The following is a 22,748-nucleotide window of genomic DNA, read 5'->3' as shown; positions in this document are numbered from 1 at the left end:
GTGGCTTTAATGCTTGAAAAAATCCATATTTTTCACACAAATGATTTGCATAGTCATTTTAAGTATTGGCCACGTATGCAAAGCTATGTGAAAGAGATGCGTAACAATCTAGCGGCAATAGGGGAAACAAGCTATTTATTTGATGTTGGAGATCACTTAGACCGTTCTAATATTTATACAGAGGCGACGGTTGGGAGAGGCAATGTACAATTACTTAATGAGGCAGGTTATGATGTAGTGACAATCGGTAACAACGAAGGCATTACATTGTCACATGAAGAGCTCTTCCATTTATATGATGATGCCAATTTTGAAGTTGTGGTGGCGAATGTCTATGCCTCTCAAGGGGAAAAGCCATCTTGGATGAAGCCCTATGTTATTTTAACAACAGAAACAGGTACAAAAATAGGTGTAATTGCTGCTACAGCCATGTTTGAAGTGTATTATCAAGAATTAAATTGGCATATGGACGATGCCCGCAGTACATTGCTACGTCTAGCACATCAACTACGTAAAGAGGTTGACATTGTTGTGTGCTTGTCACATTTAGGCATTACAGAGGATGAGCTCTTAGCGGAAGAATGTCCCGAAATTGATGTGATATTCGGGTCCCATACACATCATGTCTTGCCAACTGGCAAACATATCAATGGTGTTTTACTGACAGGTGGAGGGAAATTTGGCCAATATACAGGTCATCTTGTCATAGAATATGATAAAAAAATGAGGAAAATTGTTGAAAAAGAGGATACTTTAATTCATAATAAGGATTTGCCAATTGTTAATAATGAACAGAAAATGGTACAGTTTTGGGAGGATGAAGGTAACAGAATACTGGATACACCAGTCTTTACAACAAATAAATCCTATAACAAGGAATGGTTCCATTACTCACAGCTATCAGATTTATTTGCACATGCCATTTTGGAAAAAAGCGGTGCCGACTGTGCATTGTTCAATGCAGGTATCTTTTTAGATGGTTTACCGAAGGGCACTGTAACTGCGCTAGATTTGCATCGAATTTTTCCACATCCTATTAATTTATGTACAATTGAATTATCCGTTGCAGAAATGAAAGAAATTTATATGCAATCCAAAAATGAAGAGTGGCCCTATATCGAATTAAAAGGTTTAGGGTTTAGAGGCGTTATTTTTGGGAAAATGTTGACATACGGATTTTCAATGAATGACAATCGCCAATTATTGATTAATGGCAAGCTAGCGGATCACGATCATATTTATAAACTTGTGACGTTAGATTTATTTACATTTGGTTATTTTTATCCAAGCTTTAAATATGCGAAGAAACAATATATTTTACCTGAATTTTTACGAAACATTATGATAGATTATGGTCAAAGATTCTTTAAACAATAGAGAGAGTTTAAAGAATGGATTGGGGAAGAAATCATGCGATTAATTTCAATCGATGTATTAAAAGAAGGAATGGTATTAGGTAGAACCATTTGGAATGAGGCAGGTCATCCACTTTTAAAGAAAGATGTTGTTATTAATGACCGGATTATTCAACGACTTCAACAGTTAAATATGCATTATCTATATATTAACGATGATATTTCTGAAGGTATAGAAGTAGAAGAGACCGTTCCACCTGCTATGCGAAATAAAGTGATTACAACTATAAAGGATTCATTCCAATCCATTGATGGTTGTAATCCCGTAAATGCCTCTTATATATTAGATCAGCAATCAAAGACAATTGTCTCAATTGTAGATGAACTACTTTCTGCAGTTACTGGAAATGATGAAATTTTAACTATTTTAACAGATGCTTATTTATTTGATGAATATTTATATCAACACTCCTTCCAAGTGACCTTGTACTCCATTGCGATTGCCAAAGAGCTTGGTTATTCGGCTGAGGATTTACGCTTAATCGGTATTGGTGCTTTACTGCATGATGTTGGTAAACTCATGGTACCTAAAGATATATTAACAAAGCCTGATCGTCTCACTAATGATGAGTTTGAAACAATGAAAATGCATGCTCGTTATGGTTTCGATTTATTGCGCAATTTACATTCTATCTCATTACTTGTGGCACATTGTGCTTTTCAGCATCATGAGCGAATTGACGGAAGCGGCTATCCAAGAGGGCTTGTTGATTTTGAAATTCATCCTTTTGCCAAGATTATTGGCGTGGCAGATGTTTTTGACGCAGTTACAACCAATCGTGTTTACCGTGAAAAGATGCTACCCTCACAAGGGTTAGCAATTGTTGAAGCAGGCTCTGGTACTCTTTATGATGCTCGTGTTGTAAAAGCGTTAAAAAGGGCAGTGGTCCACTATCCAAATGGCGTTATTTTAAAATTATCGGATGGACGACGCGGTATTGTATCCAGACAAAATACATTGGATGCAGCATTACCGTGGATTCGTATTTTTGAAGAGCAAAATCAATTGCTCGCAGCTACATATGAAATCAATTTAGTGGATTATCCTAGTGTTTCAATTGAAAGTGTTGAGACCGATTACGTGGCTTCCGCAAAAGTAGAATAAATTGCTCCCCCTGTTCATACGTTATGGAACAGGAGGAGATTTTTTTGTTTTTCCCTCGAAAAAGGATGAAATTACGCTCATATAATCAAAGGGGAATACGTCTTAATCGATTAACAATTTTAATTGTAAGTACGGTTATTTGCCTTATATTATTTATTTATTATTTAAACGAACGGCTCATGCCAACCTATTTGCAGTATGCCGAGGTACAAACCACTAAGATTGCGTCATACGTTGTGAGCAAAGCCATTAATTCACGTACCTCAAATGTATTAGATGTCAATGATATCATTCAAGATATTCCTCCCGGTACATCTGAAATGATGACGACTAAGTTTAATACAGAAATTATTAATCGTGTTCGAGCAGAGACATTAGAGCTTGTTAAAATGTATTTAGAGCAAGCTGAACAAGGAGAATTATCGCATTTACCTGAATTAGATAATGTTGAATATGATATTAACAGAATTCAGGAAGGTGATGGTATTGTCTTCTTTGTACCTCTTGGTCAAGCGGCCAATATACCTTTGCTCGGAAATTTAGGGCCAAAGATTCCGATACGCTTCCACGTGATTGGAAATGTTCATAGCAATGTGACGTCCTCCATTCAGGAATTTGGGATCAACAGTGCTTATGTGGAGGTAGGTATTCATTTAGAAGTCAATGTACAGATTATTGTCCCGTTCGCTAGTAAATCTTCAACCGTTGCACAAGATATCCCTGTAGCAATGGGCTTAACGAGAGGTCCTGTTCCAAACATTTATACAAATAGTAGTGATGCACCGCAACCCTCCATCGAAATACCTGTCCCTTATAAGTAGAAATGTTATTGTGATAGTTGTTGGAGCTCCTTTAATATGTTACATTGACAACAGTGAAGATAGTTAATATTAAAAAATGCATATTTTTGATAGGGGCGATATTCGTATGACATCTTGTAAACCTACAAGTAAAGAAGAACATGTAAGAAAACCAGACTGGCTAAAAATAAAACTAAACACGAACGACGAATATAAAGGGCTTAAAAAGCTGATGCGTGAGAAAAATCTGCATACAGTATGTGAAGAAGCTCGCTGTCCAAATATCCATGAATGCTGGGGAGAAAGACGTACTGCTACCATGATGATTCTTGGTTCCGTTTGTACACGTGCTTGTCGTTTCTGTGCAGTCAAAACAGGGTTACCCAATGAACTAGATTTGGCTGAACCAGAGCGCGTTGCAGATTCAGTAGCAATTATGAACTTAAAGCACGTTGTAATCACAATGGTAGCGCGTGACGATTTAAAGGATGGCGGTGCGCAAGTATTAGCCGAAACAGTTCGTGCTATTCGCCGTAAAAGTCCTTTCACATCTGTTGAGGTGCTGCCATCAGATTTAGGTGGTATAAAAGAAAACCTTCAACTGCTAATGGATTCGAAACCAGATATTTTAAACCATAATATTGAAACGGTACGCCGTTTAACACCAAGAGTACGTGCTCGTGCAAAATACGAACGCTCATTAGAGTTCCTTCGCTTGGCTAAAGAGATGCAGCCAGAAATTCCAACGAAATCATCGTTAATGATTGGCTTAGGCGAAACACACGAAGAAATTTTAGAAGTAATGGACGATTTACGTGCGAATAATGTAGATATTATGACAATCGGTCAATATTTACAGCCAACGAAAAAGCATTTACCAGTTAAAAAATATTATTCACCAATTGAATTTGGTAAACTGCGTAAGATTGCCATGGAAAAAGGCTTTAAACATTGTGAAGCAGGCCCACTTGTACGTAGTAGTTATCATGCAGATGAACAAGTAAATGCTGCAACAAAAGAACGTCAATTACAAGCAGAACTCTAAACGTCAAGGCTGAACGAAAAGGGTGGTGTCACTTTGATCATAATTGAAGGATTAGAATATGAACTAATAAAGGATTATCGAGAAGCCTTTCAGGAGGAAGTTTTTCAGGAAAGGTATTCAGATATTTTAGCCAGATACGATTATATTGTAGGGGATTGGGGCTATAATCAATTACGTTTAAAGGGTTTTTTTGATGATAAAAATCAAAAATCAACTTTTGATACGAAAATAAGTACGCTTCAAGACTATCTATATGAGTATTGTAATTTTGGCTGTGCTTATTTTGTGTTACGTAAAACGGGCAAAGTCATGAAACAGCCCGAAGTGTTGGATACAAGTGTGGTAACAAAGCCAACAGACCAAGAACCTTTAGCGGAATAAAAAAGATAAGAGAAACCTGATGTGATAGGCATCAGGTTTTTTCTTGTGTCCTTGTTTTCTTTTGCAGTAATGGGGGAAAACTAAAGCACAAAACAGCTTATTAAAGGTGTGTTGCATATGAAAAGAGCCGTATTTTTAGATCGCGATGGTGTCATCAATGAGGTACTAACGAGTCGTGTGAAATTTGTCAATAAGCCTAAGGATTTATACTTTTTACCACAGGTGCCTGAGGCGATCAAGAAGTTAAATAAACATTTTGATTATGTGTTTGTTGTGACAAATCAAGGTGGTGTCGGTTTAGGTTTCATGAAGGAAACGAGCTTACAGAAAATACATGAGCATATGGTGAAGGAGCTCAAGAAAAAAGGCGCCACTATCCATGAGGTCGTTTATTGTCCACATAAGCCTAGGTCGGGCTGTGCTTGCCGAAAGCCCAATAGTAAATTAATTGTGGATTTAGCGAGGAAATATAACATTGATGTATCTAAATCCTATATGGTTGGTGATACGGACACGGATATAATTGCAGGCAAACAAGCAGGAACAAAGGGTGTATTTTTAGGAGACCAAGATCCATTAGCAGATGCCGTTTTCCCAGATTTAATAAGTGCTGCACATTGGATTATTGAGGATTCAACGACTTAATTAGTGTGAAAAAAAGAAGTATAAAACATTAAAAAAAGGATAATTTATGAGTGGAGGTGATGATATTGGCAAAGAACAAGCGCGATAAAAAGCCATTAGATCGTGAGGAATACGGATATGGTTTTGATATAAGTGTAGATGATTTAGCGGTTATTGGTCAAAATCAGCAAGCAAAAAAACAAAATGATGAAGAAAACAAAGACAATAAGCCCCATAATAAAAATAATCCATCTACTTTAAATAAATAACAATACGTAAAAAGATTTCGCAATCGCCTACAGGGTAACGCGGAATTTTTTTATGCCCTATAAAAAAACACCCAATAAAAAGGGTGTTAGTTCAATAATTCACGTAAATATTCTCGTAACTCTATCGTTTCTTCCTCTGTGCGATTGTACACATGTTCTAAGTAACCAGGTTCTTCTATATCATCAGGGCCGATGATAGCAAAGCGACCAAATTGAATATCCATGACAAGCACTTTTCCAAAGAAGCGGCCTGATTGTAAAATAGCTAAATCATAACGTAGCTTTTTCCCAGCAAAACTAACAAAGCGTGTTTTTGTATCTTCTACATCATCATATAAAAAAAAACGTTCCATCTTTTAATCTCCTTCCAGTCCTATAGTTATGGTACTATAGAAGAGAAAAGACTATCAACTTTTAATGATTTGAATGGGGGCTTTCCTTGTGTATTTTGTAGATCGTAATAAAATCACAAAAAATTTACAGTACTTAGATGGGCTATTAACTATTTTGGAGACAGAGGATAATGATAACTGGCTTCAAAATGATATAAAGAAATTAGCTATCGAGCGAATTGGACACAACATTATGGAGTCAATGATGGATGTAGGCAATTTAATGATTGACGGTTTCATTATGCGTGATCCAGGAAGCTACGAGGATATCATCGATATTTTAGTCGATGAAAAAGTTGTAGCTGCTGAAATGGAAGCACCATATAAAGCAGTTGTTGGCTTGCGTAAAATGCTTGTACGCGAGTTTATAGATGTAGATATCCCAGAGGTTATTCAGGTACTAACAGCCAATTTAGAGGCTTTAAAGCAATTCTCGCCAGCAGTCCACCATTATTTAACAAATGAATTAGGGCCAGTTTCAGCTTTTTTACCAGAGGACCATCAATGAAACAATATAAAGCCTATTGCTTTGATTTAGATGGCACTGTCTATCGCGGGAAGGAAGGAATTCCTTCAGCGGTTGCGTTTATTCATCGTTTACAGCAAGCAGGAATTGAGCCATTTTATGTAACGAATAATTCTTCGAAGACGCGAGAACAACTGCAGGAAGTTTTAATGTCTATTGGTGTAAACGCACCATTAGAGCATATTTATTCAAGTGCATTGGTAACAGCAAAATATGTGGCACTTCATTTCGCAGGCAAAAAAGTAGCCATGATGGGCACAGATGGAATACGTCAGGCATTACTCAATGAAAATATTGAACCTGTTGAAGATGAGCCGGAAGTATTTGTTATGGGTATTGATCGTACGCTTGATTATATGGCACTTGCTAGAGCAACGATTTTTGTCCAAAAAGGGGCAACCTTTATTGCGACTAATCAAGATATTAAATTCCCGACAGAGTACGGCTTTTTACCAGGCAATGGTTCTTTTGCTCGCTTAGTAGGAGAGGTTGCAGATGTTGAACCAATCTATATTGGTAAACCATCACCAGCCATGCTGGAAGTAATCGCTACAGAACATGGAATGGCTAAAGAAGACATGGTGATGATCGGTGATAACTATGACACGGACATTATGTGTGGTATTCATTTTGGCTGTGACACCATTCATGTGAATACAGGTGTTACTCCTACAAAGGTTGTACTAGAAAAAGAATGTCAACCTACATATGTAGTGGATGTATTAAAATAATAAAAGGATGTTTATGCTGATTTTTAGCATAACATCCTTTTTATTTGTTCAAATTTATTTCATATAGGCATTTTAGAAAACTACCATAATGGATTTTCTTCAATAAATTGATAAATGGCTTTCGTTAATGCATCAGGAGAATCGGCTTCTACTAATTCACCATTTACAATTGCATAAAAAGATTCCGAGCACTTTGTACAATAACTGAGGCAGCCATATTCCAAAACGTCGATGTTTGGGTCGCGTTCGAGTACTTCATAAGTTGCTTGAGAGCCATTTGCTAAATTACTTATACAAAATTCAACCATTGGATTCATTCATGTCACCTCACCAAAGTAATGCTACTCGGTTTTACGATTTTCGTCAATTATTTATGTTTAAGGTAAAAGAAACGTTTTTTGATAAAAGATAAAGGGAATTCGTTATTAATAGCTCTAAAATCAATCGAAATGAACAAGTTCTCATTTATTATGTGAAATCTTTCACAAAATTTCATTCTGATATTGTGAAACTTCTCACAATCGGTTATACTCGTTTGTGGATACTTTGTGAACAATTATTAAAAGAGATATAAAAGGAGACTATTATGGGTAAATTAGTACTTTTAGGTGGCGGCTACGGCAATATGCGTGTCATGCTTCGTCTATTAAATAGCTTACCATTAGACAGAGAGGTAGTTATAGTAGATAGAGCCCCTTTCCATAGTTTAAAAACAGAATTTTATGCATTGGCGGCAGGGACTGCAACAGATAAAGAAATTCGTGTAAGCTTCCCAGAGCATGAACGTTTAACGGCTGTATATGGAGAAGTCGTTGAAATTAATCGTGCAGAAAAAGTAGTCCTTTTAGAAGATGGGCAACGTATTGAATATGATGATTTAGTCATTGGGCTTGGCTGTGAAGATAAATATCATGGTGTACCAGGTGCGGAAGAGCACACATATAGCATTCAAACGATGGGACAATCGCGCGCAACATTCCAAGCACTTTGTGGTTTACCGGCTGGGTCTACAGTGGGAATTGTAGGGGCTGGCTTGAGTGGAATTGAGCTTGCAAGTGAGCTACGTGAAAGTCGATCAGATTTAAAAATAAAGTTATTTGACCGTGGTCAACGTATTCTTAAGGATTTTCCAGAAAAACTAAGTAAGTATGTAAAGGATTGGTTTGTTAAGCATAATGTTGATGTTATAGCCAACTCCAATATTACAAAAGTAGAACCAGGTAAAATTTTCAATCACGAAGATGAAATTTTACTCGATGCTGTCGTTTGGACTGCAGGTGTACAGCCTGTCAAAATCGTTCGTGATATGGATGTTGAGAAGGATAAACATGACCGTCCACTTGTCACTCAGTATTTTAATGTACTTGATGATGAACATGTCTATATTGTAGGGGATTGTGCTTCATCAGATTTACCTCCAACAGCACAGTTAGCTGAGGAACAAGCGGAGCAAATCGTAAAAGTACTTCGTATGCGTTGGAAAGGTGAACATTTACCAGAGAAGATGCCAGACATTAAATTAAAAGGCTTCATGGGGGCTCTTGGTAAAAAACAAGGCTTTGTGTACTTAGCTGATACAACAGTCACTGGACGTATTGCGCGCTTAATGAAATCAGGATTATTATGGTATTACAAACGTCAAAATGATTAATTAGCTACTGTCTTTCATAGAGAGAAAAGGGATTGCTCTAACATCATGTTGAAGCAATCCCTTAGCTTTGTTTAAACAGTTTCGTCTGGAACAAAGCCTAAATTTTCAAGTGCTGTAAATACAGGCTTTAATTGCACATAGCCTTCACCAACAACTTCATTATTTATGAGGACAAGAGGGTAAAAAAACTCATCTTCTTGAATACGTTTGGCATACTCTTGGTCGCGATCATTCTCAATTGGACCTTCAATATCAATATAGCGAATATCGTAGGTGTGATCTGGGTACTTACGGTCGATGGCTGCTTGAAGCCACTCATATGTATCTTTTGAAGATGGAGCATTGACACAGCTAGCACAGATAACAGCTGTTCCATAAATTTCAATCATCGGTTTTGTTGATGGCATAGTATTTTCTCTCCTTGTGATTCAATATTGGATTTTTTCTGTTGCTAACATTATAATCATTATAAGGAAAGGAGTCGAGATAAATGGCAGAAGCAACAATTAACGACCAAGTACAAGAGGTATTAGATAAATTACGTCCATTCTTACTACGTGACGGTGGAGACTGTGAATTAGTAGATGTTGAGGATGGCGTTGTTAAATTACGTTTATTAGGTGCATGTGGCAGTTGCCCAAGTTCTACGATTACATTAAAAGCTGGTATTGAACGTGCTTTACTAGAAGAAGTACCAGGTATTGTGGAAGTAGAGCAAGTATTCTAAGCTATCATAAAAAGTTCTAGCTGTCAGCACAGCTAGAACTTTTTTCAGCTATACATGGCGTGCATGTTCTTTCTCTTCACGTATAATGGCCCATTGCTCTTTCGCCATATCCACAATTTTTGCTTCGCCCCCAGCACTTTGTTTTTCAATGACTCTTGAAAAGAAACGTGTGGCATTTTCAATATCTCCAATGCGTCTGGATAATTCAGCAATCATATACATGATGCGGACAGCTGACATTTGTGTGGAGCTGTAATCCTCGGTAGAATAAGATTCCATATAATAATCACGTGCTAATTTCATAAAGCGCTCCTCTTGTCCACTATTGTTCAACGAACGATAGAGCCAAGCAAGACGTAGAGTTAATCCGGCAATCGCTACATTTTTTTCTTTTTTAATTGTCCCACAAAGAAAAGCTAACTTATAGGCTTGAATCGCTTGAAATACGGTACGTTCACCCTTGAAATCATGGTGCACCCATTTTTCCGTAATGTGTGTACGAATTTCATCTTGAATACCTGGTGCAAAATATTTTGTAAAGTCTTCTGTAAAGGAGAAGCCGCAATGCTCGCAAACAAAGACGTTGTAATAAAGAGCATTGACATCATCTGCATAGATCGGTTGAAAATCTGTTTCGGTATGGTCTACTTTAATAAATTTTGAGCGTACCTTTAATGTTGGAAATTCTTTTTTGCAATTCAAACATTGAATTTTTTTTTCGTAATATGGTGAAATCTCCATATATATTCCCCCCCTACAAAGAAGTCGTTGTAACTATTATACCAATAGAGTTTTTATTAACATGAATAAAAAATACTAAAAATGTGAAAAATATTAGAATTATGACTAAAAATCGACTTGAAGCTGAATGTTTGTCATACAATGGTCAAAATTGATATGATAATACGTAAGAAGGAAGGTGATTGGGATGACAAGTACAAAAAAAGTAATAGAAGTTACACAAGCTGCTGGCTTTCATATTAATGAAATGATGGAGCATAATGAAGAACAAGGTTCTTTTTTACGTGTAGTGGTGAACGGTGGCGGCTGTAGCGGACTATCCTATGGCATGCACTTTGATCAAGAGAAAAAAGAAGATGACTTTGAAGATGTACAGCATGGTTTAACAATTCTTGTTTCCCGTGAAGATGCGCCGATTTTGATGGGAACAAAAATTGACTATAAACAATCGCTAATGGGCGGTGGCTTCACAATCGATAATCCAAATGCTATTGCATCATGTGGCTGTGGTACTTCATTTAAAACAGCTAAACGTGAAGGTACACCTGAGGTTTGTGAATAAAAACTTGTATCAGGAAGTTGATAGATAAGTGTACACAATCCTTAAAATAAGAACACAACCCTAAAATAGCGGTTTAGGGTTATAGATACCAAGCCTTTTTGATTTGTATGTTGGGATAACAACAAATTGAAGAGGCTTTTACTATGGTTTGCAAATATAAAAAATCTAAAACGAAAGCCCCGTTTATATAATGAAACAGGGCATTCTAATAATCTAAAATTTATAATACCAAAAAATCGCTATTTCATTTGCTGTTGGAAAGTTTGCATAAAGCATTGTATCCACTGCACCTATTATAAAGTGATTTTTGGCATAAAAATGACAAGCTGAAACATTGATATCCTGTGTTTCAAGCGTGAGACCACAAAAGCTCCTTTCTTTTGCCCACTCAATTGCTTTATTTAGTAAGGCAGTACCAACACCCTTTTTTCTATAATCCTTTGCAACAGCAATATCTTCAATAAGTGCATATCCATTCCAATTAGAGCACATCTTAATCTGCCCAACACAGTTGTTTTCAATATAATAAAAAAATACAGCTTTCTCGACTTCCTCTATGTAACGAAGGTCCATTTCATCATCATCATATTTCTTGAAGTAAGGCTCAGCAAATATTTCCTCTGTGAATGTCCAAATATTATTTGCATATGTCGGTACAATCCTTCCTGAAACCATAAAACCGTCGTTTGTTTTATTAAAATCCTTTATATTATCTTGATTCATTTTAATAATCATTTTCATCTCCCTTTCTCCATTGAGGTAGGATTTCTACCTATCTTAAGTCAAACTAACATCTACCTTCTTTAATGGAATTCCCGACAGCAGGAAATTGGAATTTACATGTTTACATTGGTGAGACTCTCTTTGATGAAATAATAGTTAATGTACAATCAGTTCTAAGAAAAGCGGAATGAAAGAAGCCTTTTTCATGGAGCTAATCAGATTTTTCACGCTCAATAAACTTTGCCTCATTTAAAATAGCTAGCTGGTAAATGGTCCTTTTTTCATCGAGACCAAATTGTCCGTTTTCCTCGATAACAAATTGTTCATTGTTTGTTGTTTGAAAGTAATACGTTCCTACAGAGCCTATTTCATATTCGTAGATAACCTCATTTATATCTTGCCATTTATAAATAGTTTGTTTGTGATAATGTTGAAAAACGATTTGATCCTTTTGTATGGCGCTATAGCTTAAAAAAGAATAATAGCCTAATACGAAGCTGCTTAAGATGATTGCAGATGAAATGGCGTAAATATATGGATTTCTTTTTAATCCGAGGACAATCAAAGCTAATACTATCAATCCCATGGCTATTAAAAGCATAATAAAGTTGCTAGGAGGTGTAATCAGTACGACATTATCCCTATTAAAATAAAATGTATGCGATATAGTTAAGGGCATAAAAAAGGCAAGAAAAGGAGTTAATATTGCTAACATAAGTGCTGTTATAAAGTACTTTGCTCGCACTGAGAGTGCATTTAACATAAGGTCTCCTCCTAAATCAAACTTCCTTGTTATTGAAAGTGTAACATATTTACAAATAAGGTATGTATACGCATTTTTATAGTATATAAAGATTGGTCTTAAAATTCTGAATAAAAGCTTCATTCCATTGAAAGCAAGCAGGTATAATAGTTAGATAGAGGTGAAGGTTATGAAAAAAGATCGAGGAAAAATATGGTTGGGTGTATCAGGTGTTACGGTCAATGAGCTTGGACAATGGTTAGTTGTGAAAAAGGCTTATAGCGGCTTGAAAGGACGTTGGTCATTGCCAGCAGGGTTTGTCAACGCAGGTGAAACAGTGGATGAGGCGGTCATTCGTGAAATCAAAGAAGAAACAGGAATTGATTGCAGTGTATCAGGCTTAATTGGATTTAGAACGGGTGTCATCCGTGATGACATTAGTGATAATATGGCGATTTTTTATTGTCATATGCTAGATGAGCAGCAACAGGTATGCATTCAGGAAAAAGAAATACTAGAAGCCAAATGGTTGTATCCTCATGAGCTAGCACAGGATGAAACAACCTCGGTTATGTTAAAAGAAATGGCATCCAATCAATTCGAAAAACATCAATTAGAAGCGATAGAGGGGATTAATCCTGGCGATATTTTTGGTTATACCTCTTATCGACTGTTCTTTAAAAAATGATATGACTTCAGGAGGAAGGCTATGATGGAGTTATTTTTATTTATGCTGGAGCGAGTCGGTTTGATCATTGTGTTTGCCTTTTTAATGTCCAGATGGAGACTTTTTCGAGAGAAGCTGTTTCAGGAGCAAGGAAAGAAGGAGAAAATATGGCTTATCATTATCTTTAGTAGCTTATGTATTATTAGTAGCTATACAGGTATTAAAATTGAAAGCGGTACGATTCATCCTTTAAATCAGATGATACATAGTACGATCAATGCTGAGGAGGCTATTGCTAATACGAGGTTAATCGGCGTAGCCATTGCAGGTATTTTTGGTGGGCCCCTTGTAGGTGTTTGTGTAGGGATTATTGCAGGTGTTCACCGAATTACACTTGGGGGCTTTACAGCGATAGCCTGTGGTGTTTCGACGATTCTTGCTGGCTTTATGACAGGTGGATTAAGCAAACGTTTCAAAATACGTCAAACTTTTTCCTATAAGAAAGCTGTCATTATTGGAATCTGTGCGGAAACGATTCAGATGATTGTCATTTTAGTAGTCGCGAAGCCATTCGAGCAAGCTTTGCAGTTAGTATCGTTAATTGCGCTGCCAATGATTTTGATGAATGCCTTTGGGATATTTTTATTTTTCATGATTATTAAAACATTTATTGATGAGGAAGAACGGACAAAAGCTTTACAAACACATCAAGCTTTTTCGATTGCCCAACAAACGATTGAGCATTTTCGTAAGGGTTTGAATGAAGAATCATGCCAAACGGTTGCTGAAATTATTAAAAGGGAAATAAAAGTAGAGGCGGTCGCTATTACTGATAAAAAGGGCATATTGGCACATGTCGGTGTTGGTGAGGATCATCATTTAATTCATCGTGAAATTATGACAGCTCTAACGAAACGTGTATTAAAGGAAGGCGAAATTTTAATGGCTACTTCGGCAAAGGAGATTCAATGTCCACATGATGGTTGCCCATTAAGCGCTGCCATTGTTCTGCCTTTAATGGTACAGCAGCGCACTGTTGGAAGCTTAAAGCTCTATTTCACGAAAGCAGAATCTTTAACAGGAGTGAAGAAGGAACTTGCGGAGGGCTTAAGTAGACTATTCTCCTCGCAGCTCGAATATGCTGAAATTGAACAACAGCGAAAGTTATTAAAAGACGCTGAAATTAAAGCATTACAGGCACAAGTTCATCCTCATTTCTTCTTTAATAGTCTGAACACGATTTCGAGCTTGATCCGAACAGATGCAGATGCGGCAAGAGCACTATTGATCAAACTAAGCACATTTTTTAGAAGCAATTTGCAAGGCGCACGGCAAATGCTCATTCCATTAAAAAATGAAATTGATCATGTTGAGGCTTATTTATCCATTGAGCAAACAAGATTTCCTAATCGTTACGAAGTCGAATTTATGATGGATGAAACACTCTTTGATGTGCAAATTCCTCCATTTACATTACAGCCTCTTGTTGAAAATGCTATTTATCATGCCTTTAAAAACCGCAAGGAAGGCAAGATTTTTGTCAAAGTACAACGAGTGAACGATAAGCTAGTACTAGTAACGGAAGATAATGGCTGTGGTATGAGAAAAGAACAGGTGAAACAGCTCGGTAAACATATTATGCAATCGGAGCAAGGAACAGGAACGGCGTTATGGAATATTTACCAACGCATTCATGAAATTTACGGCACAGAGGCAGATTTTCATATAGCGAGTACATTGGATGTAGGAACGAAAATAATGATTCAACTGCCGCTAAAGGCGACTAGATGGGAGTAGAAAAGATTGAATGTATATATTGTGGATGATGAACCGTTGGCACGCGCTGAGTTGAGGTATTTATTAGAGCAAACAGCGCTAGTAAATGTTTGTGGCGAATCTGAAAATCTAGAGGACTTTTGCAAACAGTATGAACAGATAGATTGTGTATTTTTAGATATTGAGTTAGGAATGAATAATGGACTCGATTTAGCTAAGCAACTACTGTTAGATGCACAAAGACCCGAAATTATTTTTGCTACAGCCTATGATGAATATGCATTACAGGCATTTGAGGTCAGTGCCTTTGATTATATTTTGAAACCATTTGAGGCACAAAGAGTACAAGCTACTGTGGAAAAGCTATTAGCTAAAAAAAGAGCTGCCCAGGTAAAAACAATGGAAGAAATAAAGTTTTCACAGTTGGACAAGCTCGATAAATTAACGGTTTATGTAAACGATCGAATTTTATTAATGAAAATACAGGATATTTTATATTGTACATCTGAGGACAGTAAAACGGTGGTTGTGACAGAGCAAGGGAGATTTTTCGCTTCGGAGTCATTGGCAGCGTTAGAGAAGAAGCTGGCTTTAAAAGGTTTTGTGCGTGTCCATCGTGCGTTCATTGTTAATTTAGAGCATATTGTGGAACTAGAGCCTTGGAGTAGTTCTAAATATAATTTAATATTGCACAACAGACATTCAATTCCGGTTAGTAGGCTGTATATGAAGGATGTACGGAAAATTTTTGACCTATCAAAATAGTTGCATTTCAATAGAAGAATACGACATTTCAACTTTGATTTCTGACATTTCAGTTAATTTTATGAATATGGGGGACATTCCTTTGCTATGATGTGAAAAAAGTAAAAGGGGTGTTTGCATGAATGCGATTACAATTGTGATAGGATCTATTTGTGTTTTGGTGATTAGCTATCGTTTATATGGCATATTCTTTACAAAAAAGGTACTCAAAATAAAAGATGATACGCCCACGCCAGCGCATGCTTTGGAAGATGGTAAGGACTATGTTCCGACGAATAAATGGGTAACCTTTGGGCATCATTTTGCAGCGATTGCCGCTGCAGGGCCGTTGGTTGGACCGATTTTAGCTGCACAGTTCGGGTATTTACCTGGACTTCTTTGGTTATTAATAGGAGCGGTAATTGGTGGGGCTGTCCATGATGCTGTTGTGTTATTTGCTTCCATGCGTCATGGGGGGAAATCCTTATCAGAAGTGATGAAGGAGGAGCTTGGTCCTATTGCTGGCTTCTGTACAGGCCTTGCGATGCTATTTATTATTACGATTACTATGGCAGGTCTTTCAATGGTGGTGTTAGGAGCTTTAGAACGTAATCCATGGGGAACGTTTGCGGTAGGAATTACTATTCCAATCGCGATACTAGTAGGGATTGCTTATCGAAAAACAGGCAATTTAATTTTAACATCCACAGTAGGCTTTATTTTATTGATGATTGGCGTATTTATCGGGCCACTTATTCAAGGTACAGCATTTGGTGAATTTTTAACGTTTGACCGTGATACATTAGCTATTATCTTACCGATTTATGCCTTTTTCGCCGCTGCTTTGCCTGTATGGCTATTACTAGCCCCACGTGATTATTTAAGTAGTTTCATGAAGATTGGTGTATTTATTGCATTAATTATTGGCGTTTTCTTTGTCAATCCTGCTATTCAGTTCCCGCCGTTAACAGAATTTATTCATGGCGGTGGCCCAGTAATTGCAGGTCCTGTATGGCCATTTGTGTCTATTACGATTGCCTGCGGAGCTATTTCAGGCTTCCATGCTTTTGTAGGCTCAGGAACGACGCCTAAAATGATTGATCGTTGGGAAGATATTCGTATTGTTGGCTTTGGCGCAATGTTAGTAGAGTCATTAGTAGGCGTGATGGCCTTGATTGCAGCTACAGCCCTTCATCCAGCAGACTATTTTGCGATTAATTCAGCACCAGCTGTATTTGCCACATTAGGGATGGAGCCTGTTCATTTACAAGCCTTGTCTCAAAGCATTGGCATGGATTTAGAGGGACGAACAGGAGGCGCTGTAACCTTGGCTGTTGGAATGACAGATATCTTTACAGGCATTCCTTGGTTCGCAGAGTTATCTTCTTATTTCTATCAATTTGTAATAATGTTTGAGGCTGTCTTTATTCTAACAGCTATTGACGCAGGAACGAGAGTAGCTCGCTATTTGATTCAAGACTTTGGTGGCAATGTTTATAAACCATTGAAGCGTACCAATTGGGTACCGGGTACAATTTTTGCCAGTGCACTCGCCTGCTTTATGTGGGGCTATTTATTGTATTCGGGGGATATTAGCTCCATTTGGGTATTATTTGGTGTATCCAATCAACTGATGGCAGCTATTGGTTTAGTATGTGGAGTGACGATGGTATTGAAGGTGGCAGATAAGCGAGTTTATGCGCTAACATGCTTTATTCCATTGGCTTATTTATACGTCACTGTCAATGTTGCAGGCTATTGGATGATTAAAAATGTGTATTGGAATCCAGCAGCTGCAGGCTTCAATATGTTAAATGGCATCTTATCCGTTATTATGCTGATGCTCGGTTTATTAATCGTCATCACAGCCTTTAAAAAATGGGCACAGCTTTGGAAATCACCGAAGTTCTTGCTAGCTCAAACAGCTTCATAAAGAAACAGTAAAACTATTGAAGATTAGAAGTCCTATCTTCAATAGTTTTTTGATGATAAAAGCGGGAAAATACTCGCGATGAAGGAAGGAATACTCGCGGAAGACAGGGAAATACTCTCGATAGGAGGAGGAATACTCGCGGAAGACAGGGAAATACTCTTGTTAAGAGAAAGAATACCTGCAAAAATCCGCGATAACTGAAAGATTAACTAAATATGTCGAACAAGCGAAAACAAGGATATGTTCATTGAAAGCGTTGTCGTAATCATGTAAACTAATGAGAGGAAAACGGAGGTTATACATACATGGATGGTCCAGTTTCATTAGTACAGTTAATCATTTCAATATTGTTATTTTTCGTCATGTTCTTTGGTATCGGATTTTTGTTAAATATGCTGTTACGTATGACATGGTTAATGTCGATTGTGTATCCAATCGTTGTCATCTTTATTGTAGATGAAGTAAGCTTCTTAGATTATATTTTTAAGCCAGGTTCTGCATTCCCAGCACTAATCGATAAATTACAGGCGCTACAGTTTGTAGATATTGCTATTTTATCAGGTGGTTTTGCGGGTTCCATTGTGGCAGGTATCGTGATGATTTATTTACGAAAAAGTGGATATCGAATGTTCTAACTTGCTGAGTATTCTTCTTTCAATCGAAGGAAGAATACTTTTTTTATACAAAAAAACACAACCTCCCTCTAGAGGATGTGTTTTTATTGCTTATAATATGAAAAACTCGTAGGTTATGATGGCGATAAAAATACCTGTGAGAGCCCCAAAAAATACTTCGCTTCGTTTATGACCTAATAATGTTTTTAATTCCTCCATTTTCTCCTGCCCATCCATCTGAGGCCATTTTTTTAAATCATGGAGCAATGTTTGGAAGTCCTTGCGCAGCTGATTTAATATAGCGGCATGCTGTCCTGCTTGGTAACGAACACCACTGGCATCGTACATCACAATAATGGAAAACATAGCGGCTACTGCAAAAATAGGGGATTCCAACCCCGTCTCATAAGCAATCGAGGTTGCCAGTCCAGTGACTGAGGCAGAGTGAGAGCTAGGCATACCACCCGTCGAGGTAAACAGGCTCCAGTTCACTTGTCTAGTCATTAAAAAATGGATGGGGATTTTGACAAACTGTGCAAAGAGAACGGCAAAGAGGGCAATTAGTAATGGGGTATTTTGAAGTAAACTCAATTCATCACAACCTTCGCAAATAATTGCTTTTATTATAACATTCATTATTTTCTAAAAGAAGATACAGGCAAATATTACGTACTTTTCAGAAACTTCGTTATAATAGTATATGGAATGGAGGAATTTACATGCATATTGTAAAAGAAGCAAAAACATTTGAAACGATTTCTACAGAACTATTAGTGGTGGGAGTCACAAAACATCGTGAACAAATGCAGGATTGGACAAGCTTTTCATCTTTTTACGGTGAATCACTTGATACGTGGATTAGTGCTGGGGACGTATCAACAGAATTAAAGAAACTAACGAAATTGCCATTTGTGAAAGACCATGCGAACCTTAAACGTATTTTATTTGTAGGCCTGGACGAGCGTAAAAACTTAACAGAAGGTGATATTCGCGCAGCATTTGGTTTAGTAGGAAAAGAATTAAAAGCTTTAAAGGCAAAAGAGTATTCCATTTGGCTTGAATCATTTACAACAGATTCAATTGCAACTACAGATGTAGCGTTTTTAGCAGGAGAAGGAATTGGACTTGGCTATTATGCTATTCCTCATTACAAAACAACTTCAAACGAAGTAGATAAACGTATTAATGCTGTTCATCTTGTGACAATGTCAGAGGATATAGATGAGGTTGTGGCTAGCTTTGAAGTAGGTGTAATTTATGCGGATGCTGTCAATGAAGCTCGTAGTTTAATTAATCTACCACCAAACCTACTAACAGCAACTGATTTAGCCAATTATGCACAATCACTTGCAGTAGAGTATGATTTTGAAGTAGAGATTTTAGGTAAAGCTCAATTAGAGGAACTAGGTATGGGCGGTATTTTAAGTGTTAACCAAGGCTCATATGAAGAACCACGATTAATTACTTTAAAATATAAAGCGACTGAAGATTTTGAAGATCCAATTGGCCTTGTCGGTAAAGGGGTAACGTATGATACAGGTGGATATTCTTTAAAGCCAAAAGACTCAATGGTCGGTATGAAAGGCGATATGGGCGGCGCAGCAGCTGTGCTTGGAGCGATGAAAATTATCGGTGAATTACGTCCAAATAAAAATGTTGTAGCTGTTATCGGTTCTACAGATAACATGGTATCTGATACAGCATTTAAACCAGATGATGTGATTACTACGTATAGTGGGAAAACGGTTGAAGTCTTAAACACGGATGCAGAAGGACGTTTAGTTCTGGCAGATGCAACTACATATGCTAAACAGCAAGGTGCTACATCACTGATTGATGTTGCTACTTTAACTGGAGGCGTCATTACTGCGCTAGGTATGGATAAAACAGGTGCTCTTGCGAATGATGATGCATTTTTCGCAGCATTTATGGAAGCTGCAAATGAGACAGATGAATTTGTTTGGCGTATGCCTTTAACAGAGAATGATAAAAAACGAATTCGTAAATCAGATGTAGCTGATTTAAACAACTCTCCAGGTCGTGATGGTCATATGATTTTCGGTGGAGGCTTTGTAGGCGAATTTGTTGGCGATACGCCATGGATTCATTTAGACATTGCTGGCACATCTGATGCAGTGGCTATACATGATTTAGGGCCTAAAGGCGGTACTGGGGTTATGGTACGTACGCTTGCGAATTTTGTTCAACGTTTAGGGGAAGAAAAGTAAGAGAGAATGGCAATCAGCGGGAATTTGTTCTCGCTGATTTTTTGTGATTTAAGCACTAATCCCGATAGAATAGGCATTCTACATATGATAGATGTATCTTCCTTCATACGATAGAGTAAAAAGGGAGGTAGCATATGCGCAATTTCGGAGGTTACCCAGGAGGAGGATTTGGAGGCTTTATTTGGCCATTTGGTGCACCGTTTTTCGGTGGTTTTTTAGGAAGTTTCCTTGGCTCTCAATTTAATCAATATCCTTATAATCCATATTATCCAAACTATCGACCATATCAGCCAGGTCCATATTTTCGACCAGGTCCACGGTATCGCAGACCTTGGTAAGCACATAAAACGATCAACCAGTTGCCCTATAATCGGCAACTGGTTTTTGTTGTGCCTTACGAAGTAGCAAATTGGGTGTTGACAGAATATACTAAATTATTTATTATTCTTATTATATTACTAAGAATTAAATAGGTGGCTGACTAGCAAACTAGAGGCTTTTATTGTTCATAGGCATTGTTGTGCCTAAGGATAATATTGGCCTCTTTTATTATCTTGATTCAATAAGTGTTTTTTGAACCACCAGGTACAGAAGACTCCCTCCACTATAAATAGAGGATAGAAGGAGTGAAACGGAATGGGGAAAGTTTATATCGTAGGTGCAGGTCCTGGAGACGTTGACCTCATTACGGTCAAAGGATTACGTTGTATTGAATGTGCTGACATTATTTTATATGACAGACTCATTAATAAAGAGCTATTGGATTATGCCAAGCAAGACGCTAAATTGATTTTTTGTGGGAAATTGCCACAACAGCATGCAATGATTCAAGAGCAGATCAACCAGACTCTTGTCAGTTATGCACAGCAAGGGTATGTCGTAACAAGATTAAAAGGAGGAGATCCGTTTGTCTTTGGTAGAGGGGCTGAGGAAGCTGAGGTACTAGCTAAGCATCAGATTCCATTTGAAATTGTACCTGGCATTACTTCAGGTATAGCAGCGCCAGCGTATGCAGGCATTCCTGTTACACATAGGGCATTAGGTTCAAGTTTTGCCATGGTTACGGGGCATATGCAGGATGGGAAAGAAGATGCGATACGTTGGGAAAGTCTTGCGAAGGGAATTGACACGATTGCCATTTATATGGGGGTTGGTAATCTGCCATACATTCGTCAGCAATTACTCAAATATGGCCGTGATGAAAATACGCCTGTGGCTGTTATTCATTGGGGCACATTAGCCACAAAGCAACAAACCGTTACGGGTACTTTAGCTACAATTGAAGAAATTGTGTGTACGGAAACTATTCAAAACCCTAGCATCATATTAGTAGGGAAAGTTGTGACACTAAGAGAAACAATTCAATGGTTTGAGCATAACACGCCACAGCCAGTCCAAATAACGAGGTAAGGATGTGGAATGATGCAAGCAATTTTATATATTGCACACGGCAGCCGAGTCAAGGCAGGCGTAGAGCAGGCCGTAACGTTTCTTCAACGCGTGCAGCAGGAAATTCATGTATCCATTCAAGAAATCTGCTTTTTGGAGCTTGCAACACCGACCATTGCTGAAGGAATTGAGAGCTGTATTCGAAAAGGTGCAACAGCGATTGCAGTGATGCCCATTCTACTACTAGCTGCCCAACACGCCAAACAAGATATTCCGAAAGAAGTGGCAAAAGCTCAAAAGCAATATCCATCTGTAAAGTTTACTTATGGTGAGCCTCTTGGAATCCATGAACGATTAATTGACTCATTACAAGCTAGGATAATAGAAAAACAGCAACCTAAGTTTGACGCAAGTGTTTTACTTATAGGGCGTGGGAGTAGTGATTCAGCCGTCAAAAGAGATCTAGCAAAAATTGCAGCAAAGTTACGTACTAAATATCATTATAAAGTTGTTGATACATGCTTTTTATATGGGATGGGACCGACTTTTGAAGACTGGCTCCAACAAGAAAAAGGGAAGCAACGGCAAGTCTTTATTGTACCGTATTTATTATTTACAGGTATTTTAAGGCAAAGTATTGCCAAGCGAATACAGAGTTTTGACAGTCAAGATATCGTGCTTTGTGAAAGCCTAGGCTACGATGACAATGTGAAAAAGGTGTTAGTGGAACGTATTGATGAATTATTACATTTTAAAGAGGAAGGTGTTTCGTAATGGTAGATAAAAGAGCTGAAAACGTAAATCTAGCATTAGAGAATGTCCGCCAAATGTTAAATACTGTGAACCACGGATCAATTACATTAATTGTACAAAATGCGTACGTGGTTCAAATCGAAAAAAAGGAAAAGATCAGGCTTCGATAATCTAAAAAAATGAAATGATGATGATTCGTGAGGTGGCAAA

At 37.6% G+C, this 22,748-nt stretch carries 29 protein-coding genes; 22 read left to right on the top strand and 7 right to left on the bottom strand.

Going from position 1 to position 22,748, the window contains the following annotated elements; genetic code table 11:
- Positions 1-9 precede the first annotated feature (9 nt).
- The 7 genes from CRI88_RS09555 to CRI88_RS09525 all read left to right on the top strand — a co-directional run bounded on the left by CRI88_RS09555 (position 10) and on the right by CRI88_RS09525 (position 5,639).
- Positions 10-1,377 carry a bifunctional metallophosphatase/5'-nucleotidase gene (locus CRI88_RS09555; RefSeq protein ID WP_058844835.1) on the top strand — a complete coding sequence of 456 codons (1,368 nt, stop codon included), beginning with the start codon at positions 10-12 and terminating at the stop codon, positions 1,375-1,377.
- Between the two features lie 33 nt (positions 1,378-1,410).
- Positions 1,411-2,520, top strand: coding sequence for an HD-GYP domain-containing protein (locus CRI88_RS09550; protein ID WP_036119715.1), 1,110 nt, complete (start codon positions 1,411-1,413; stop codon positions 2,518-2,520).
- Positions 2,521-2,543: 23 nt separating this feature from the next.
- Positions 2,544-3,341 carry a sporulation protein YunB gene (gene yunB / locus CRI88_RS09545; protein WP_051891599.1) on the top strand — a complete coding sequence of 266 codons (798 nt, stop codon included), beginning with the start codon at positions 2,544-2,546 and terminating at the stop codon, positions 3,339-3,341.
- 106 nt (positions 3,342-3,447) lie between these two features.
- Positions 3,448-4,365 (top strand): lipoyl synthase, encoded by a 918-nt coding sequence (gene lipA, locus CRI88_RS09540; protein WP_036119719.1) that lies wholly within the window; start codon positions 3,448-3,450, stop codon positions 4,363-4,365.
- Positions 4,366-4,398: 33 nt separating this feature from the next.
- Positions 4,399-4,746, top strand: coding sequence for a YutD family protein (locus CRI88_RS09535; RefSeq protein ID WP_036119722.1), 348 nt, complete (start codon positions 4,399-4,401; stop codon positions 4,744-4,746).
- Positions 4,747-4,863: 117 nt separating this feature from the next.
- Complete coding sequence (locus CRI88_RS09530) at positions 4,864-5,391, top strand: D-glycero-alpha-D-manno-heptose-1,7-bisphosphate 7-phosphatase (protein WP_058844836.1); 528 nt, start codon at positions 4,864-4,866, stop codon at positions 5,389-5,391.
- 59 nt (positions 5,392-5,450) lie between these two features.
- Complete coding sequence (locus tag CRI88_RS09525) at positions 5,451-5,639, top strand: hypothetical protein (RefSeq protein WP_170829885.1); 189 nt, start codon at positions 5,451-5,453, stop codon at positions 5,637-5,639.
- Positions 5,640-5,725: 86 nt separating this feature from the next.
- Here CRI88_RS09525 and CRI88_RS09520 read toward each other — a convergent pair whose 3' ends face one another.
- A complete protein-coding gene (locus CRI88_RS09520; protein WP_036119730.1) occupies positions 5,726-5,992 on the bottom strand; it encodes a DUF3055 domain-containing protein in 267 nt (88 codons plus the stop codon).
- An 88-nt stretch (positions 5,993-6,080) separates the two neighbouring features.
- Here CRI88_RS09520 and CRI88_RS09515 point away from each other — a divergent pair, with 88 nt between their 5' ends.
- Positions 6,081-6,539, top strand: coding sequence for a DUF86 domain-containing protein (locus tag CRI88_RS09515; protein ID WP_036119733.1), 459 nt, complete (start codon positions 6,081-6,083; stop codon positions 6,537-6,539).
- Positions 6,536-7,288, top strand: coding sequence for a TIGR01457 family HAD-type hydrolase (locus tag CRI88_RS09510; RefSeq protein WP_058844837.1), 753 nt, complete (start codon positions 6,536-6,538; stop codon positions 7,286-7,288). The genes CRI88_RS09515 and CRI88_RS09510 overlap by 4 nt, the downstream gene beginning before the upstream one ends.
- 80 nt (positions 7,289-7,368) lie before the next feature.
- Here CRI88_RS09510 and CRI88_RS09505 read toward each other — a convergent pair whose 3' ends face one another.
- Complete coding sequence (locus CRI88_RS09505; RefSeq protein WP_036119739.1) at positions 7,369-7,605, bottom strand: YuzB family protein; 237 nt, start codon at positions 7,603-7,605, stop codon at positions 7,369-7,371.
- A gap of 269 nt (positions 7,606-7,874) precedes the next feature.
- Between CRI88_RS09505 and CRI88_RS09500 the strand changes: the two genes are divergently transcribed.
- Positions 7,875-8,939 carry an NAD(P)/FAD-dependent oxidoreductase gene (locus CRI88_RS09500; protein ID WP_036119742.1) on the top strand — a complete coding sequence of 355 codons (1,065 nt, stop codon included), beginning with the start codon at positions 7,875-7,877 and terminating at the stop codon, positions 8,937-8,939.
- Between the two features lie 71 nt (positions 8,940-9,010).
- Here the strand turns inward: CRI88_RS09500 and CRI88_RS09495 are convergent, their stop codons facing one another.
- Positions 9,011-9,346 carry a YuzD family protein gene (locus CRI88_RS09495; RefSeq protein ID WP_036119745.1) on the bottom strand — a complete coding sequence of 112 codons (336 nt, stop codon included), beginning with the start codon at positions 9,344-9,346 and terminating at the stop codon, positions 9,011-9,013.
- Positions 9,347-9,429: 83 nt separating this feature from the next.
- On the opposite strand from CRI88_RS09495, the gene CRI88_RS09490 reads away from it, so the two are divergent.
- On the top strand, positions 9,430-9,666 hold the full coding sequence (locus CRI88_RS09490) for a NifU family protein (RefSeq protein WP_004228295.1): 237 nt from the start codon (positions 9,430-9,432) through the stop codon (positions 9,664-9,666).
- A gap of 48 nt (positions 9,667-9,714) precedes the next feature.
- On the opposite strand, the gene CRI88_RS09485 is transcribed toward CRI88_RS09490, so the two are convergent.
- Positions 9,715-10,407, bottom strand: coding sequence for a DUF2225 domain-containing protein (locus CRI88_RS09485; RefSeq protein WP_058844838.1), 693 nt, complete (start codon positions 10,405-10,407; stop codon positions 9,715-9,717).
- Between the two features lie 187 nt (positions 10,408-10,594).
- On the opposite strand from CRI88_RS09485, the gene CRI88_RS09480 reads away from it, so the two are divergent.
- Positions 10,595-10,969: a HesB/IscA family protein gene (locus tag CRI88_RS09480; RefSeq protein ID WP_036119760.1), complete on the top strand. Its 375-nt coding sequence runs from the start codon at positions 10,595-10,597 to the stop codon at positions 10,967-10,969.
- A 213-nt stretch (positions 10,970-11,182) separates the two neighbouring features.
- Here CRI88_RS09480 and satA read toward each other — a convergent pair whose 3' ends face one another.
- Both satA and CRI88_RS09470 read right to left on the bottom strand, forming a co-directional pair.
- On the bottom strand, positions 11,183-11,704 hold the full coding sequence (gene satA, locus CRI88_RS09475; RefSeq protein WP_058844861.1) for a streptothricin N-acetyltransferase SatA: 522 nt from the start codon (positions 11,702-11,704) through the stop codon (positions 11,183-11,185).
- 199 nt (positions 11,705-11,903) lie between these two features.
- Positions 11,904-12,455, bottom strand: coding sequence for a hypothetical protein (locus CRI88_RS09470; RefSeq protein WP_058844839.1), 552 nt, complete (start codon positions 12,453-12,455; stop codon positions 11,904-11,906).
- A gap of 169 nt (positions 12,456-12,624) precedes the next feature.
- Here CRI88_RS09470 and CRI88_RS09465 point away from each other — a divergent pair, with 169 nt between their 5' ends.
- The 5 genes from CRI88_RS09465 (at position 12,625) to CRI88_RS09445 (ending at position 18,189) form a co-directional block, all read left to right on the top strand.
- Positions 12,625-13,122 carry an NUDIX hydrolase gene (locus CRI88_RS09465; protein ID WP_058844840.1) on the top strand — a complete coding sequence of 166 codons (498 nt, stop codon included), beginning with the start codon at positions 12,625-12,627 and terminating at the stop codon, positions 13,120-13,122.
- A 24-nt stretch (positions 13,123-13,146) separates the two neighbouring features.
- Positions 13,147-14,898 (top strand): sensor histidine kinase, encoded by a 1,752-nt coding sequence (locus tag CRI88_RS09460; protein WP_058844841.1) that lies wholly within the window; start codon positions 13,147-13,149, stop codon positions 14,896-14,898.
- A 6-nt stretch (positions 14,899-14,904) separates the two neighbouring features.
- Positions 14,905-15,642, top strand: coding sequence for a LytR/AlgR family response regulator transcription factor (locus tag CRI88_RS09455; protein WP_058844842.1), 738 nt, complete (start codon positions 14,905-14,907; stop codon positions 15,640-15,642).
- Positions 15,643-15,760: 118 nt separating this feature from the next.
- Entirely contained in the window at positions 15,761-17,554 is a 1,794-nt protein-coding gene (locus tag CRI88_RS09450) for a carbon starvation CstA family protein (protein ID WP_058844843.1), read from the top strand.
- A gap of 305 nt (positions 17,555-17,859) precedes the next feature.
- The gene (locus CRI88_RS09445) at positions 17,860-18,189 is read left to right on the top strand and encodes a YuiB family protein (RefSeq protein ID WP_036119784.1); all 330 of its coding nucleotides are present in this window, start codon (positions 17,860-17,862) and stop codon (positions 18,187-18,189) included.
- Between the two features lie 90 nt (positions 18,190-18,279).
- Here the strand turns inward: CRI88_RS09445 and CRI88_RS09440 are convergent, their stop codons facing one another.
- A complete protein-coding gene (locus tag CRI88_RS09440) occupies positions 18,280-18,804 on the bottom strand; it encodes a divergent PAP2 family protein (protein WP_058844844.1) in 525 nt (174 codons plus the stop codon).
- Positions 18,805-18,887: 83 nt separating this feature from the next.
- Here CRI88_RS09440 and CRI88_RS09435 point away from each other — a divergent pair, with 83 nt between their 5' ends.
- The 5 genes from CRI88_RS09435 (at position 18,888) to CRI88_RS09415 (ending at position 22,708) form a co-directional block, all read left to right on the top strand.
- Positions 18,888-20,396 carry a leucyl aminopeptidase gene (locus CRI88_RS09435; RefSeq protein WP_036119791.1) on the top strand — a complete coding sequence of 503 codons (1,509 nt, stop codon included), beginning with the start codon at positions 18,888-18,890 and terminating at the stop codon, positions 20,394-20,396.
- Between the two features lie 134 nt (positions 20,397-20,530).
- Positions 20,531-20,734, top strand: a complete 204-nt coding sequence (locus CRI88_RS09430; RefSeq protein ID WP_036119794.1) for a hypothetical protein — start codon at positions 20,531-20,533, stop codon at positions 20,732-20,734.
- 298 nt (positions 20,735-21,032) lie between these two features.
- On the top strand, positions 21,033-21,806 hold the full coding sequence (cobA, locus tag CRI88_RS09425; RefSeq protein ID WP_058844845.1) for a uroporphyrinogen-III C-methyltransferase: 774 nt from the start codon (positions 21,033-21,035) through the stop codon (positions 21,804-21,806).
- A gap of 9 nt (positions 21,807-21,815) precedes the next feature.
- The gene (locus CRI88_RS09420) at positions 21,816-22,559 is read left to right on the top strand and encodes a sirohydrochlorin chelatase (RefSeq protein WP_249663926.1); all 744 of its coding nucleotides are present in this window, start codon (positions 21,816-21,818) and stop codon (positions 22,557-22,559) included.
- Positions 22,559-22,708, top strand: a complete 150-nt coding sequence (locus tag CRI88_RS09415; RefSeq protein ID WP_080717104.1) for a YezD family protein — start codon at positions 22,559-22,561, stop codon at positions 22,706-22,708. The genes CRI88_RS09420 and CRI88_RS09415 overlap by 1 nt, the downstream gene beginning before the upstream one ends.
- The last annotated feature ends 40 nt before the right edge of the window (positions 22,709-22,748 follow it).

This window comes from Lysinibacillus fusiformis, from assembly GCF_002845985.1.
Lineage (GTDB): Bacteria > Bacillota > Bacilli > Bacillales_A > Planococcaceae > Lysinibacillus > Lysinibacillus fusiformis_D.
This window is presented reverse-complemented; position numbering and strand designations above follow the sequence as displayed.